Origin of the sequence: Corynebacterium glyciniphilum AJ 3170 (assembly GCF_000626675.1) — a bacterium.
Taxonomy (GTDB): Bacteria; Actinomycetota; Actinomycetes; order Mycobacteriales; family Mycobacteriaceae; genus Corynebacterium; species Corynebacterium glyciniphilum.
Map to the genome: position 1 here is coordinate 1,271,659 of NZ_CP006842.1, position 13,378 is coordinate 1,285,036.

Annotated in this window: 18 protein-coding genes; 9 read left to right on the forward strand and 9 right to left on the reverse strand. The window is 63.4% G+C overall.

Annotated elements, in window-relative coordinates; genetic code table 11:
- Positions 1-13: 13 nt before the first annotated feature.
- From CGLY_RS06020 to CGLY_RS06045, 6 genes are all read left to right on the forward strand, one after another.
- Positions 14-559: a helix-turn-helix domain-containing protein gene (locus CGLY_RS06020; RefSeq protein WP_038547356.1), complete on the forward strand. Its 546-nt coding sequence runs from the start codon at positions 14-16 to the stop codon at positions 557-559.
- Positions 556-1,272 carry an ABC transporter ATP-binding protein gene (locus CGLY_RS06025; protein WP_052539758.1) on the forward strand — a complete coding sequence of 239 codons (717 nt, stop codon included), beginning with the start codon at positions 556-558 and terminating at the stop codon, positions 1,270-1,272. Before CGLY_RS06020 ends, CGLY_RS06025 begins: the two co-directional genes overlap by 4 nt.
- On the forward strand, positions 1,269-2,066 hold the full coding sequence (locus tag CGLY_RS06030; protein WP_038547359.1) for a hypothetical protein: 798 nt from the start codon (positions 1,269-1,271) through the stop codon (positions 2,064-2,066). Before CGLY_RS06025 ends, CGLY_RS06030 begins: the two co-directional genes overlap by 4 nt.
- An 18-nt stretch (positions 2,067-2,084) precedes the next feature.
- Positions 2,085-2,906: an AraC family transcriptional regulator gene (locus CGLY_RS06035; RefSeq protein WP_038547362.1), complete on the forward strand. Its 822-nt coding sequence runs from the start codon at positions 2,085-2,087 to the stop codon at positions 2,904-2,906.
- Between the two features lie 63 nt (positions 2,907-2,969).
- Entirely contained in the window at positions 2,970-3,620 is a 651-nt protein-coding gene (locus CGLY_RS06040; protein WP_038551613.1) for a LysE family translocator, read from the forward strand.
- A 9-nt stretch (positions 3,621-3,629) separates the two neighbouring features.
- Positions 3,630-4,004 (forward strand): nuclear transport factor 2 family protein, encoded by a 375-nt coding sequence (locus CGLY_RS06045; protein ID WP_038547364.1) that lies wholly within the window; start codon positions 3,630-3,632, stop codon positions 4,002-4,004.
- A gap of 9 nt (positions 4,005-4,013) precedes the next feature.
- On the opposite strand, the gene fdxA is transcribed toward CGLY_RS06045, so the two are convergent.
- The 3 genes from fdxA to soxR form a co-directional block, all read right to left on the reverse strand.
- Positions 4,014-4,337, reverse strand: a complete 324-nt coding sequence (fdxA, locus tag CGLY_RS06050) for a ferredoxin (protein ID WP_038547367.1) — start codon at positions 4,335-4,337, stop codon at positions 4,014-4,016.
- Between the two features lie 3 nt (positions 4,338-4,340).
- Positions 4,341-4,943, reverse strand: a complete 603-nt coding sequence (locus tag CGLY_RS06055) for a superoxide dismutase (RefSeq protein ID WP_038547370.1) — start codon at positions 4,941-4,943, stop codon at positions 4,341-4,343.
- 112 nt (positions 4,944-5,055) lie between these two features.
- Positions 5,056-5,526 (reverse strand): redox-sensitive transcriptional activator SoxR, encoded by a 471-nt coding sequence (gene soxR, locus CGLY_RS06060; protein ID WP_038547373.1) that lies wholly within the window; start codon positions 5,524-5,526, stop codon positions 5,056-5,058.
- A gap of 123 nt (positions 5,527-5,649) precedes the next feature.
- Between soxR and CGLY_RS06065 the strand changes: the two genes are divergently transcribed.
- Both CGLY_RS06065 and CGLY_RS06070 read left to right on the forward strand, forming a co-directional pair.
- On the forward strand, positions 5,650-6,027 hold the full coding sequence (locus CGLY_RS06065) for a hypothetical protein (RefSeq protein ID WP_038547377.1): 378 nt from the start codon (positions 5,650-5,652) through the stop codon (positions 6,025-6,027).
- The gene (locus CGLY_RS06070) at positions 6,024-6,407 is read left to right on the forward strand and encodes a hypothetical protein (RefSeq protein WP_038547392.1); all 384 of its coding nucleotides are present in this window, start codon (positions 6,024-6,026) and stop codon (positions 6,405-6,407) included. The genes CGLY_RS06065 and CGLY_RS06070 overlap by 4 nt, the downstream gene beginning before the upstream one ends.
- Positions 6,408-6,411: 4 nt before the next feature.
- On the opposite strand, the gene CGLY_RS06075 is transcribed toward CGLY_RS06070, so the two are convergent.
- Both CGLY_RS06075 and CGLY_RS06080 read right to left on the reverse strand, forming a co-directional pair.
- Positions 6,412-7,614 (reverse strand): MarP family serine protease, encoded by a 1,203-nt coding sequence (locus CGLY_RS06075; RefSeq protein WP_052539762.1) that lies wholly within the window; start codon positions 7,612-7,614, stop codon positions 6,412-6,414.
- A 120-nt stretch (positions 7,615-7,734) separates the two neighbouring features.
- Entirely contained in the window at positions 7,735-8,937 is a 1,203-nt protein-coding gene (locus CGLY_RS06080; protein ID WP_038547398.1) for an MFS transporter, read from the reverse strand.
- 313 nt (positions 8,938-9,250) lie between these two features.
- On the opposite strand from CGLY_RS06080, the gene CGLY_RS06085 reads away from it, so the two are divergent.
- The gene (locus CGLY_RS06085) at positions 9,251-10,384 is read left to right on the forward strand and encodes a PQQ-dependent sugar dehydrogenase (protein ID WP_038547402.1); all 1,134 of its coding nucleotides are present in this window, start codon (positions 9,251-9,253) and stop codon (positions 10,382-10,384) included.
- On the opposite strand, the gene CGLY_RS16680 is transcribed toward CGLY_RS06085, so the two are convergent.
- From CGLY_RS16680 to CGLY_RS06105, 4 genes are read right to left on the reverse strand one after another with little or no spacing between them, the layout of a single operon-like run.
- On the reverse strand, positions 10,368-10,730 hold the full coding sequence (locus CGLY_RS16680) for a cyclophilin-like fold protein (RefSeq protein ID WP_052539763.1): 363 nt from the start codon (positions 10,728-10,730) through the stop codon (positions 10,368-10,370). The two genes, CGLY_RS06085 and CGLY_RS16680, sit on opposite strands and share 17 nt — an antisense overlap.
- The gene (locus CGLY_RS06095) at positions 10,727-11,506 is read right to left on the reverse strand and encodes an SDR family NAD(P)-dependent oxidoreductase (protein ID WP_038547405.1); all 780 of its coding nucleotides are present in this window, start codon (positions 11,504-11,506) and stop codon (positions 10,727-10,729) included. Before CGLY_RS06095 ends, CGLY_RS16680 begins: the two co-directional genes overlap by 4 nt.
- A 22-nt stretch (positions 11,507-11,528) precedes the next feature.
- Complete coding sequence (locus CGLY_RS06100) at positions 11,529-12,296, reverse strand: glucose 1-dehydrogenase (RefSeq protein ID WP_038547408.1); 768 nt, start codon at positions 12,294-12,296, stop codon at positions 11,529-11,531.
- Entirely contained in the window at positions 12,293-13,318 is a 1,026-nt protein-coding gene (locus CGLY_RS06105; protein WP_038547411.1) for a zinc-dependent alcohol dehydrogenase family protein, read from the reverse strand. Before CGLY_RS06105 ends, CGLY_RS06100 begins: the two co-directional genes overlap by 4 nt.
- Positions 13,319-13,378 lie beyond the last annotated feature (60 nt).

Sequence of the window (13,378 nt, forward strand, 5' to 3'; positions counted from 1 at the left end):
ATAGTGTTTGGACATGGCCACACCATCAGTCCTCCTACACCCCGTCCGGCTTCGTATCGTCCAGGTCCTCCGCGACGGTGAGGAGTTCACCACACACCAGATCCGTGAACTCCTCCCTGATATTCCCATCGCCACCCTGTACCGCCACGTTGCCACTCTCGTGGAGGCCGGCGTCGTGGAGATCGCCGATGAACGTCCGGTGCGTGGCACCAGCGAGAAGATCTACCGCATCGCTCCCACCCTGGCTAACCCCACTGCGGAGGAGCTGAAGGCCCTCACCCCGGACGACCTGCTCACGGTGTTCACCGTCTTTACCTCCGGAACGATCCGTGACATGGATGCCTACTTACACGGGGGCTCGCCGGAACTCGTCGAAGACCGCGTCAACTTCGCTCAGGCGGACTTCTGGGCAAGCGATGAGGAACTCGACAACTTCCTCGAGATTCTCACCGATGCGCTCCTGCAACTCCGGAAGAACACGCGGCGGGCCGACCGCCGTCCACGGCGGCTCACCACCATCCTGATGCCGCGCGACATCACAGGGCAGGAGGAGTCATGACAACGGTCAAGGACAGTGCCCAGGCCACGGACCTGACCGTCGGCTACGGCGACAACGAGGTCCTGGGTCCGGTGGAGTTCTCGCTGCGACCGGGCGTCACCGCTCTCCTCGGCCGGAACGGTTCGGGGAAAACCACGTTAATGCGCACGTTGTGCGGAATCATCCCTGCCCTGGGCGGGCAGTGTACGGTGCTCGGATCCGAGATCAGAGATGGCTCACCCGTCCGCGCCCGTATCGGCTACCTGGGCCACGAGTCCGCACTGGCCTCGGCGTTGACCGTGCAGGAGAACCTCCGTTTCTGGGAGTCAGTCACCGCCACCTATCCGGACACCACACTTCTCAGCACCGAGGAACTGGTCGACCGCTTCGACCTTGCCGACCTGCTCGAAAAGAAGGTGACGCAGCTCAGTCGCGGGCAGCGACAACGTGCCGACCTCGCCCGACTGGCCATGACGGACCCGCAATTCGTTGTTCTCGATGAGCCGCTGACGGGGCTTGATCCTGTCTACGCCGCCCGTACACGTGAGCTGCTGCGCGGATGGGGTGAGGAGCGGACCGTTCTGTACTCCACCCACAGTGTTCCCGAGGCCCTCGAGCTCGCTGACCGTTTCCTCGTGATCAGCGGGACACAGCTCGTCAGCATCAGCACAGACCGGGACGGCACAGAGGTGACGGAGCAGATGATTCTCGACGTACTGGAGGCGACACCATGACCGGAACAACCGCACGGAGCACCGCATTCGCACGCCGGGCCTGGCAACAACAACGCAGCACAGCCGTCTGGTTGGCCGCAGTCATAGGAGGACTGCTGGCCGTTCTCATCTTCGCCGGACCCGGTGGGATGAACACCGCCGGACTCGACGACCTCATCCCGGCAGAGGGCACTGGACTGGTGAGCGTCCGCGACACCGGGGGCGACCTCCTACCGGTGACGACCTACCTGTTGAGTATGGCCCCGGCGATTCTGGGAATGCTGGTTGCCGTTGTCGCGACATTGACGTTGCCGGGAGTCACCGCCGACGACATCAGTGGTGGGGGTATCGAGGTCCTTCTCGCGGGCCCCGTCCCGCGCCGGGCGCTCTTCCGCTCCTATCTGGGCGCCGGTCTACTGCTCACGGCCGCATCGTGGATTGTCGCAACAGCGACCTTCGGGATCGCCGCGACGGTGACCCTCCTGGCACTCGATATGTCAGTGACGTTGTCTCTGGCCTTCGGGGTGGCGCTGATTGTCGTTCCATTTTCTATGGCAGTCTGGTCTGCCACGGCCACACTCTTCGGGGCCTTGCTCTATCCCGGTAGCCTTGAGACCAAGGCGGGGATGAACGGCGGACCGATCCGCCTGCTCGCCGTGTTGCCGGCGATGATCGCTGTACCGACGGTCCTTCTGCTGCCCACCTGGGTCCTGCCGGCACTTGTCCTGGTGCTGCTGGTTACGTTGCTGGCCAGTGTTGCGGTGGTGACCCTGACTGCCAGAGGTTTCCGCAGCACGAAAGTGCTCAGCACCTGAGAGGTAGTCTCGTCAGCGATGGCAACCACGAGGACAACGGCACCGGAGTTCCACCGCAGTACGGCGATACCGTCACTGGAGCTGCGGCGGTCCTGTCGTGAGAACACCTGCTACCGTCCCCACACGCACGATGTCCTGTCCCTCGGACTCATCGATGAAGGGACATCTGTCCTTACCGGTGCGTTGACAGGACCGGTATCGTTGGCCCCGGGCGATGTCGTCGTTATTCCGCCCGGGCACGTCCACTCCTGCAACCCGGATGCAGGACGGTGGCAGTACCAGATGACCCACCTGGATGCTGTGTGGGCGGACGACCTGACCCTGGCTATCAGTGGCTCGACAGGAGTCCGCGTCCTACGTTCTCCCGCTGTCTACGGTCAGCTCACCAACGTCAACGACGCGATCGCCGCGGATCGTCCTGCCGCAGAGTTGGAGCGCGAGTGCCGCCAGCTCGCTGTCATGTTCGGGAACGCAGAGCGCGAGGAGTCGGTGACTGTGCCAACAATGCCTGCTCCGACCGACGGACATCAGGCGTTGGCGGAGAGACTGCAGCCCGTCCTGCACCGCCTCCGGTATGACGACACGACGCCAGCTGTGGACGATCTTGCAGAGCTGGTCGGGTTGAGCCGTTACCAGCTCATCCGGGCAGTGAAGCAGGTGACCGGGTTGAGTCCGGTGGCGTGGAGACAGAACGCCCGGATCCTGGAGGCCCGACGAATGCTGCGCTCCGGTGCGGCCATCGCCGATACGGCGAGCAGGTTGGGATTCACCGACCAGAGTCATTTCCACCGGGTTTTCCAGGCCCATGTTGCCGCCACACCCGGCGCCTATTGGGGGTGAGTACGAGGTCGAGCGCACGAACGTACAAGACGCCGCGATTGGTGGCACCCGAGACTCATGGTCATGGACCAGTTTGCCGCCGTTGCTCTCGCACATTTCCTCGCCCTGTTGATCCCCGGGGTGGACTTCTTCCTTATCGTCCGGCTCAGCGTTGCAGAGGGATGGCGGCGTGCCAGCGCTGCGTGCCTGGGGATCGCCGTTGCCAACGGGGTCATCATCGCGGCTGCCTTTTCCGGACTCGCGATGATTCAGGATCCGGCGGTGTTGGGTGTGGTTCAGCTGGCTGGTGGGCTGTTCCTCATCTATATCGGTGTCGCGTTCCTCCGGTCGATGACAGGGGAGAAGCGGGATGATCTGGCGGTACCGGAGCGAGCGGCGGCGTGTGACGGAACAGACGGGACGCACAACTCGCCGTGGGTGAGGAACGTTGGTCTCGGACTGGCCTCAGGGTTGCTGAATCCAAAGAATGCCTTGTTCTACGTCAGCCTGGCGACGGCTGTCTCAGGTGCCGGAGCGATGGCGCTGACGGTTTACGGCGCGTGGATGGTGGGGTTGGTCCTGGTGTGGGACCTACTGGTCGCCGTCCTGTTCGGGTCTGCGCGGGCGCTTCGCCGGCTCGGGAGCATCGTGCCATGGCTGACGCGCATCGCCGGTGGCTTTCTCGTCCTGTTCGGCGTGGTCATGGTCGCCGAACTGTTCATCGAGCTGGGTTAGTGTGGGACGATGAACAATTTCACGGCAAAAGAACTCCTGGAGGCCGAGCACGCGGGTTGGCAGTCGCTCTGCGAGTCTCGTGGTGGAACCTTCTACGGACGCATACTGACGGACGACGCTGTTTTCGTTCTGGTCAACGGGACGACGATGTCTCGTGAGCAGGTCGTCGACTCGCTCGATGGCGCGCCGTCGTGGGACACCTACAGGATTGAGGACGCGCAGTTCATCCATCTCAGTGACGATGCAGCGGCGCTGACCTACCGTGCCACCGCGACACGATCGGATCTCGCTGAGCCATTCACTGCTCTGATGTCCAGTGTGTACCGACGGATAGAGGGCACGCCGCGGCTTGCCCTCTATCAGCAGACGGCGGTCACCGACTGACGACCGCTTCTACTCCTGGTTCTGCGGGGTTAGGGCGGCGATCGTCGGGTGATCGGTTCCGGTGGGGCCGATGCTGTCAGCTCCACCGGGAGACCCCAGTTCGTCGAAGAACGCGACGTTGTAGTCGATGTAGTCTTCCCACTCGTCCGGAAGATCGTCTTCGTAGAAGATGGCTTCGACCGGGCAGACGGGTTCGCAGGCACCGCAGTCGATGCATTCGTCGGGGTGGATGTACAGCATGCGGTTGCCCTCGTAGATGCAGTCGACTGGGCACTCTTCGACGCACGCCCGGTCGAGGACATCCACGCAGGGCTGGGCGATGACGTAGGTCATGTATCAGTTCTTGGCGGCGGCGTAGCGCTCGGCGACGTCGTCCCAGTTGAAGACGTTCCACACGGCCTTGACGTAGTCGGCCTTGACGTTCTTGTACTGCAGGTAGAAGGCGTGCTCCCACATGTCGAGCATCAGCAGCGGGGTCAGGTTGACCGAGATGTTGCCCTGCTGGTCGGTGAGCTGCTCGACGACGAGGCGTCCGGCGATGTGGTCGTAGCCCAGTACGGCCCAGCCGGAGCCGTACAGGCCCAGGGCTGCTGAGGAGAACTGGTCTTTGAACTTGTCGAAGGAGCCGAAGTCGCGGGTGATGGCTTCGGCGAGTTCGCCGGTGGGCTCGCCGCCGCCGTTGGGTGAGAGGTTCTTCCAGAAGATGGAGTGGTTGGTGTGACCGCCCAGGTTGAACGCGAGGTTTTTGGACAGCGCGCGGATCTGGTCGGGGTTGGTGCCTTCTTCGCGGGCCTTTTCCAGGGCGTCGAGGGCGGTGTTGGCGCCGGCGACGTAGGTGGCGTGGTGCTTGTCGTGGTGCAGCTGCATGATCTCGGCGGAGATGTGCGGCTCGAGGGCGTCGTAGTCGTAGGGGAGGTCGGGAAGCTCGTACACAGCCATGGATGGTGCTCCTTCTCGTCGTTGTGGTGACCGTCGGTGACAGTCTGCCGCCGAGGCTAATACCTCAAGTGCACTTGAGGTCAAGGAGAGGGTGGAGGGGACCTGGTGCGCATCACGAGAGCCGACGGGCGCCCTGACCCGTCTCGCCCAGGGCGTCCTGGGGATTGAGCAGTGCACAGGCTTTCAACGACAGGCAGCCGCATCCGATGCAACTGGTGAGTTCATTCTCGAGCCGTTCGATACCGCGCCGACGTTCCTCGAGCTCCCGTTTCCAGTGGCGGGACGCCACCTGCCATTCCTTGTGGGTCGGGGCCCGATCAAGGGGCACGGTGCTGAACGCGTCCTGCACGCTCTTCAGTGGTATACCGAGATTCTTCGCGACGCTGATCAGTGAGATCCGGCGCAGCATGTGCCGTGCGTAGAGGCGGTGGTTACCGGAGGTGCGTACCGAAGCGATGAGGCCCAGATCCTCGTAGTAGCGCAGTGCTGAGACTGCGGTACCGGTCCGTCGGCTAGTCTCGCCGATGCTCAACAGTTCGTCGGCGCTGCCACGGGCCTCATCGTCATTGGTGTGTGGCGTCAACGGTGTCTCAACTCCTTCCGGCTTTGACGGAAACATCAAGTTGACTTGAGGTTTTGGTTCTTCATAGAAGCCTACGCCGTCATTCTGGGAGGACGATTCGGAGGCTCCTGTTACTATCCCCGAATGACATGGTTGCTGATCTTCGCTGGACTTGTCGTACTTCTCGTAGGCGGGGCTGTGCTCCCGCGACGCGCCGAGTACTGGGGAGGGACGGATTCGCTGGGGTTTCCGTGGTTCTGGATCGCCTTTCCGCTGACGGCTCTGGTCGTCGCTCTGGCGTTTGCGGCATGGTTGCCTGGGACCGCGTCCGGCGCGGTGGACTTCGGTTGGACGATGTACGCGCCTCTGGCAGACGCTGACGAGGACTCGACCACCACGTTCCTTTCGGACCAGGCGGCGTGGCAGTTGCTTCGGGGAGAGTGGGCGAGAATCGGGTATCCGCTGCTCGCGGTTCTCGGTCTCACGTTGTCGTCATGGGCGTGGAAGAAAGGACGGATATGAGCTGGGTCTTTCTTGTTTCTGTTCTGGTTGTTGCGGTGATCGCGGCAATAGTCATCCCTCGTCGGCCACGAGGACAACACAGCGGTTTCCCGTGGTTCTGGGTGGCGTTCCCTCTCGCTGTGCTGGGCCTGGTATCGACACTCGGCATGATCCTCGGGGGATCCGCATTGACGATCTATGGCGCCCACGACGACCCGGTGGGACTGTCGATGCCGTATCCCGCGACCAGTGGATTCCCGGGGGTACAGTTCCTGTCCACCGAGCAGTTCCAACAGATGTTCGGACCGCTTCCCTATGCGGTCTATATCTGGTTCTTCCCGGTGCTTGGGATCGTCTTTACCATTGCGTCCGTGGTGGCCTGGAGGAAAGGGCGGATGTAGAACCTCACTGCGCCGCGCACTGCCCCGACGGGACGGACGGTGCATCCGCGACGAAAGACGCCGCCGCGCGTTCGAGCGCATCCACCGTGACGGCGTAGCCGGTGGAGGGGGTGGTTTCGTCGCGCGCGAAGACCACTCCGGCGACTTCACCTGCCGGAGTGAGGAAGGGGCCGCCCGAATTGCCAGGGACAACCTCTGTCTGCAGTCGGACAACGGAACGGAACGACGGCGGTACCCCTGCCCCTCCGCCACCGAACTGTGTTGGACCGGCAGCGACGACGCGTGCATTCACCGACTGGAACGGACCGCCGCCGGGGTACCCCTGGACAACACCCACATCGCCGGGAGCCACGTCGTCGGCCACGGCGAGTGGGTGGGCGTCGACATCGGCGGCGATGACGGCGATGTCGTCGTCCTCGTTGAAGTACACCACGCGTCCGTCGGCGGCCTGGCCGTCCTGCAGGGTGACCACCGGTGCATCGACACCGGCGACAACATGGGCATTGGTGATCACCCGGTCGTCTGCGACGACGAACCCCGAGCCGGTGGGCATCATCCTGCACGCCGAGGCGATTCCGGAGATTCGGGCGACTGACTCGGACGCGGTCACCAGCGACGGCGACTTCGTATCGGCATCGGGGAGTGGGGACTCCGGGGGCGTCGGGCCTCGTCCCGGTGAAGGTGTCGGTAACGAAGTCCCGGGGATGGATGGCAGGAAGGTCTCGTCGAACAAGGCGGCCCGGATCTCGTCGCCGGCCTGCCTCAGGCGGTCAGGAAGAACATCGTCGACTGCCCGCAGCGTCGCGGACGAGGACACCGCAGGTGAGAGTCCTGGAACGCCGGCTGAGGCAACGCCGGTTCCGACGAGGGACAACGCGACGGCTGCCACCATAGTCGACACGACTCCACCCAAGATTCGTTCCGGTACCCGGAGCTTCAGACGGTCAGCGCCGTGGCGGGCCAACGAACCGAGCGATGAGCCGACAGCCGAGCCGACGAGTAGCAGGACGGAGATCGTCACGGCCCCGGCCAGCCAGCGCCAGGAGGGATCGCTCACCGCGCTGGTAACCGCCGGCACGGCCCAAGGAACCAGCAGGGCACCGCCGATCAGGCCGACCAGCGAGCCGAGGGAGGAGAAGAACCCGGCCCGCAGTCCGGCAGTGAGAGAAAGGATCAGGATCGCTATGACGATGAGGTCGACCATCATCAGACAACGGCCTCACGTCTCGAGGAAATGCACATCATTATCAAGAATAGTTTCTGCTTCTCCCGCATGGCAGGCACGGGTAGTACCCCCGTACCGGAACGGCACCGGGACGCGAGGATCTCAGGAGTGTCGACGGAGATCCGCACGTTCACGACGCAGCAGGAGTGCCAGAGGAATGAAGTACAGCACTGCGACGATCGTGCCTACCGCGACGGGGCCGCTGGCACCGAGGGAGGTGGCCAGCGTCATGCCGGCGATCCAGGAGCCGACGGCCGTTCCGAAATTGAACGACGCTGTCGCCATCGCCGAGGCCAGGGTCGGGGCCTTTTCCGCATAACGCACGGCCATGCCGATGAGCACTGGATTAGTCGACATACCGAACAACCCCAGCAGAACCACCAGAACGATGGTCATGGCAGCGTTGTGCGAGAAGAGAAGCAATCCGGCAAGGACCAGGAAGGTCGCAGTTGCGGAAAAGAAGAGGACAGCGAACGGGCGGCGTGCACCGAGACTGCCACCGAAATTCGAACCGATGAAGGCGCCGACCCCGTAGCCTGCCAGCACCAGCGGAACCGCAGAGGCGGCCAGACCACTGTTGTCCGTCAACAGAGGTGAGATGAAGCTGTAGACGGCGAGAGAGGAGCCGCAGACTACTGCGCAACCGGCGAGGACAAGCCAGACACGACCGTCGAGCAGGGCGCGAAGCTCGGCCCTCAGAGACGGAGTCGGGGCGTCCTCGGGGTCCGCAGGGACCTGCCGGAAGATGATCAGTGCGCCAAGGACGGCCAGGACAGCCAGCGCCCAGAAAGGGCCCCTCCAACCGATGGTCTGGCCGGCGAATGCTCCCAACGGGACACCGACGACATTGGCCAACATGCCCCCGCCGAGCACAATCCCCAGGGCCTTGGACGCGAGGGAGGGACCGGCGGCCTGTGCTCCGACGACAGCGGCGACCGCCCAGAAAGCACCGGTGGCGAGTGCGGTCATGAAACGGGCCGCCAGAATCACCGGGAGGATGGAGGTCATTGCCACGATGACGTGCCCGACGGCGAAGACAAGAAGTGCCAGCGTCAGCGTGACCTTACGGGGCAGCCGAAGGGTGAGTGCGGCCATTGCCGGTGTGCCGACGATCATCCCGACTGCAAAGACGGTGATCATCAGGCCGGCATCGGAGACAGACACAGCGAGGTCTTCAGCGATTTCCGGAAGAATACCGGCGACGATGAATTCTGTGGTGCCCATGAGAAACACGCCTGCTGCCAGAACATAGGTGACGAACGGCAGGCGGGTTCCGGTAGATGATTGCGGGGCGGAAAGGGACATGCGGTTGGGAAGGGCTTTCTGTCGGTGGGATGAAAAGACTGAGCGCCGGTGCGGCCGCCGAAGACGGTCACCAGCCATCGCACATGTCACCACGATCCGCGACTGCTGTGGAGTCCAGGGCGGTGGTGGTACTGCCAGAGCCTCCCAACACTGAGGTGGCTCGCCGTACGCTGGTGACGAAGATGCTGCTCAGCGCCTGTCCGCGTCTACCAGGGTCTGTCCGCGTCTGTCCGTGAGTTTCTGCAATGAACGTGAAGGGATGTCACATGTCTACACTTGCTATCGTCGAAGCGGGTCAGGAGTTTGGCGCATCATGAGGGCTGTCGAAACGTCCTACCGTCGGCCGATTGCTGTCGGAGCTTTAGCCGCGCTCCTTGCCGCAGCCGGATGCTCGTCGGAGGGTACTGATGACCCGCCGGTGGAGAGCACTGCACCGACATCGTCGGGGGCTCCCGCTCCATCGGATGCAGGGGAAGCCACCGAGGCCGACTTCGCCGACCCGGAGGTCGTCGCAGAAGGGCTCGACGCCCCATGGTCCCTGGCATTCACCGATGAGGGCGTCCCGCTACTTTCCGAGCGGGACAGCGCGCGCATCCTTGAGTTGGATGAGACAGGTGAACCCCGGGAGCTCGCTGTTGTCGAGGATGCAGCCCCTCGCGGGGAGGGTGGTCTGCTAGGCATTGCCGTTCACGAGAGTTACCTCTACGCCTACTACACCGCCGAGGACGATAACCGGATCAGCCGGTTCGAGCTCAGTGGCCAGTCCGGAGCGTTGGAGGTGGGCGAAGCGGAAACTGTTCTCGACGGGCTACCTGCTGCCGGCCACCACAACGGCGGCCGTATCGCCTTCGGGCCCGACGGGATGCTCTACGCGGCAGTGGGAGACGCGGGAACCACCGCTCGCGCCCAGGACCTCGACTCGCTGTCCGGGAAAATCCTCCGCATGGGCCCGGACGGGAGTGTGCCCGGGGACAATCCGTTCGAGGATACGCTCGTGTACAGCTATGGACACCGGAATCCCCAGGGGATCGGTTGGGGGCCGGACGGGACCATGTACGCCAGTGAGTTTGGTCAGGACACCTGGGATGAACTCAACCTGATTGAACCCGGGGAGAATTACGGTTGGCCTGATGCTGAGGGCATCACCGGAGACGACGCATTCACCGATCCGGTGCAGCAGTGGGAACCAGCCGAGGCGAGCCCCAGCGGGATCACAGTCACCGGTGACGCGGTATACATCGCCAATCTCCGCGGTGAGCGGATTATCGAGGTCCCGCTGGACGACACGTCCGCCTCGAGTGAACACCTTGTGGGAGAACACGGTCGGTTACGCGACGTGGTCACAGCGCCCGACGGGAGCCTCTGGATCCTCACCAACAACACGGACGGACGAGGTGAGCCGGGCCCGGGTGACGACCGGATCCTCCGTATCACTCTGCCAGACTGATCGTCACTTCCAGGTTTTCGCGAGTCGAGGCAAGGAAGCTGACATCCTCGGTGAAGTGCCCGAGACGGGCAATGCCGGGGAACGGGGAAACACTGGCATAGTAGAAGACGATCGATCCGGTAGGGGAGTAATACCCGATGTCACCCGGGGACGCGCCGGCGGAGGCGGGCATCCCAGACATCGGAAGTTTCTTCGGTGCCTCGGCGAGGACTTCCTGCCCGCCGAAATCCTGGAATGTAAGCGTGACCGGGAGTTCGTTTTTCAAAGCAACGGCGCACGGATTGTCCTGTAGCTCTGCGGCGTATTCGTTGCCGTCGATGGTGATCAACAGTCGGCGACAGTTCACGCCGTCACTCCTCCATCCACCGGTAGTGCGGCACCGGTGACGAAGCTGGCAGCATCGCTACACAACCAGACCGCCGCGGCAGCGATCTCTTCGGCTTGACCGAGTCGTCGGAGGGGCACACCCTTGACGACGGCGTCGGTGTCGAGTTCGCCACCGGCCGTCATCCGGTCGACCATCGGGGTGGCAATAGTGCCTGGGCGCACGGCATTGACCCGAACATTGTGGGGACCGTACTGGATCGCGACGCTTTTCGTCTGCCCGATGACGCCGTGTTTGGTGGCATGGTAGGTGGCGCGTCCGTCGCCGCCGACGAGTCCGCCGAGTGATGAGCAGTTGACGATGGCACCCGACTCCTGCTCACGCATCTGCTGGAGTTCATATTTCATGGAGGCCCAGACGCCGCGGAGGTTCACCGCGACAATCCTGTCGAAGCTGTCTGCCTCTTCCGCAGCAGAATCGACCGGGGGCAACATGATCCCGGCGTTGTTGAACGCCATGTCCAGTCGTCCGAACGCTTCAACAGTCGCGTTAACCGCATGCTTCACCTGGATTTCGTCCGTGACGTCACATTCGACAGTGAGAGCCTTCTGCCCGGTTGCCTCGATCTCGGATACCACACGGCCTGCTGCGGCAGCATCCTGGTCAACGACGCCGACTGCGGCGCCGGCAGCGGCGAATGCACGGGCGGCAGCCTCGCCGATGCCGTTTCCGGCTCCGGTAACGAAGGCGACGTGACCGTTGAAATCGTAGGTGAGAGGCTTTCTGATGCTTTTCATGGGTTGGTTTCCTCTCTTGAGGTCAGAATCCGATGGTCTGGCCGCCATCAACGACCATTGCATGCCCGATCGCGAAACTGCCGAGGTCGGAACACAGCCACAGGACCGCTGAAGCGATCTCCTCAGGTCTACCCATTCGTCCGACGGGCTCCTGGGCAATGACACGGTCCCGGCCTTCAGGTGTGCCGCCGGAGAAGCGCCCCATCATCGGGGTCTCGATGATGCCGGGGCAGACGGCATTGATACGAATTCCGCGGTCGGCGTACTCCAGTGCGGCGGACTTCGTCATCCCGATCACCCCGTGTTTTGCCGCTGCGTAGGTGGCCTGCTCCCGGATCCCGACGACACCTGCTCCCGATGAGAGGTTGACGATGGCCCCGCCGTGCTCAAGCATGGCGGGAATCTCGTGCTTCATCGACAGGAAAATTCCCTTTAAGTCAATGCCGGTGATCCGGTCCCAGTCGGCCTCCGACGTTTCATGCAGGGGCGTGGTGGGTTGCTCGACGCCGGCGTTGTTCACAGCGATATCGAGCTGTCCCAGGGTCCCCACGGCCGATGTGACTGCCGCGGCGACAGACTCATCGTCGGCGACATCGCAGACTACAGTGTGCGCACGTCGCCCGAGATCTCTCACACGCTTCGCAGTATCCTGCACTGCGTGCTCGTCCACGTCAGCAAGGGAGACATCGGCACCCGCAGCCGCGAAAGCTTCAGCCGTGGCACGACCGATACCGGCACCGGCACCCGTGATGAAAGCGACCTTACCGGCGAAAGTTCTCGTTTCGGTCATAGTGTCAGCATCACCTTGGTGGCGCGCCGTTCCGACATGGCAGCGTAGCCCTCGGCGGCCTCGTCCAGTGGAAGGGTGAGGTCGAAGACCTTGCCCGGATTGATCTCACGGTCCCAGATCTTCTGGATGAGTTCAGGCAGATAGCGGCGGACCGGAGCAGGGCCGCCGTGGAGGTGGACCTCGGCGAAGAAGACCTCATCCATCGGCAGTGCCACCCCCTCGTGGGCGACACCGACGAAGCCGATGTGTCCTCCGGCGCGGGAGGAGTGGATGGCCTGCATGAAGGACTCCTGGGTGCCGACAGCCTCAATGACGCTGTGCGCTCCGAGGCCGTCGGTAAGCTCTCTGATTCTGGCGACCCCGGCCTCACCGCGCTCCTCGACGATGTCGGTGGCCCCGAACTCCCGGGCGAGTGCCTGACGGTCGGAATGCCGGGACATCGCGATGATCCTTTCGGCCCCCATCTCTTTGGCGGCGAGGACGCCCATCAGACCGACAGCACCGTCACCGACCACGGCGACTGTCTTGCCGGGACCGACCTCGGCAGCGTCGGCGGCGAACCACCCCGTCCCCAACACGTCTGAGGCTGCCAGAAGCGACGGCACGAGGTCGTCCTCCGGCTCACCGGGGGTCGCGACGAGTGTGCCGTCGGCGAAGGGGATTCGTGCCTTCTGCGCCTGGGTCCCGATACCGGCATGGACGAATTCAGCGTGGACACACTTCGACGGATATCCGGATCGGCAGATCTCGCACTCACCGCAGGAGATGACGAAAGAGCCGACCACATAATCTCCGGGTTTTACGGCGCGGACCGCACTACCGGTTTCCTCGACCACGCCGACGTACTCGTGACCCATATGAAGGTGGTCGGCAGGTTCGACTCCGCGGTAGGGCCACAGGTCGGAGCCGCAGATGCAGGTCGCGGTGATCCGGATGACCGCGTCCGTGGGGTCGATGATCTGCGGGTCGTCGCGGTCGCCGACGCGGATCTGTCCGGGGGCGTCCATGATGACTGCACGCATGGGATGTTCCTTCCGTGTGAGGTGACTATGTCATTCCATCCGCTATTGTCGCTGACGACA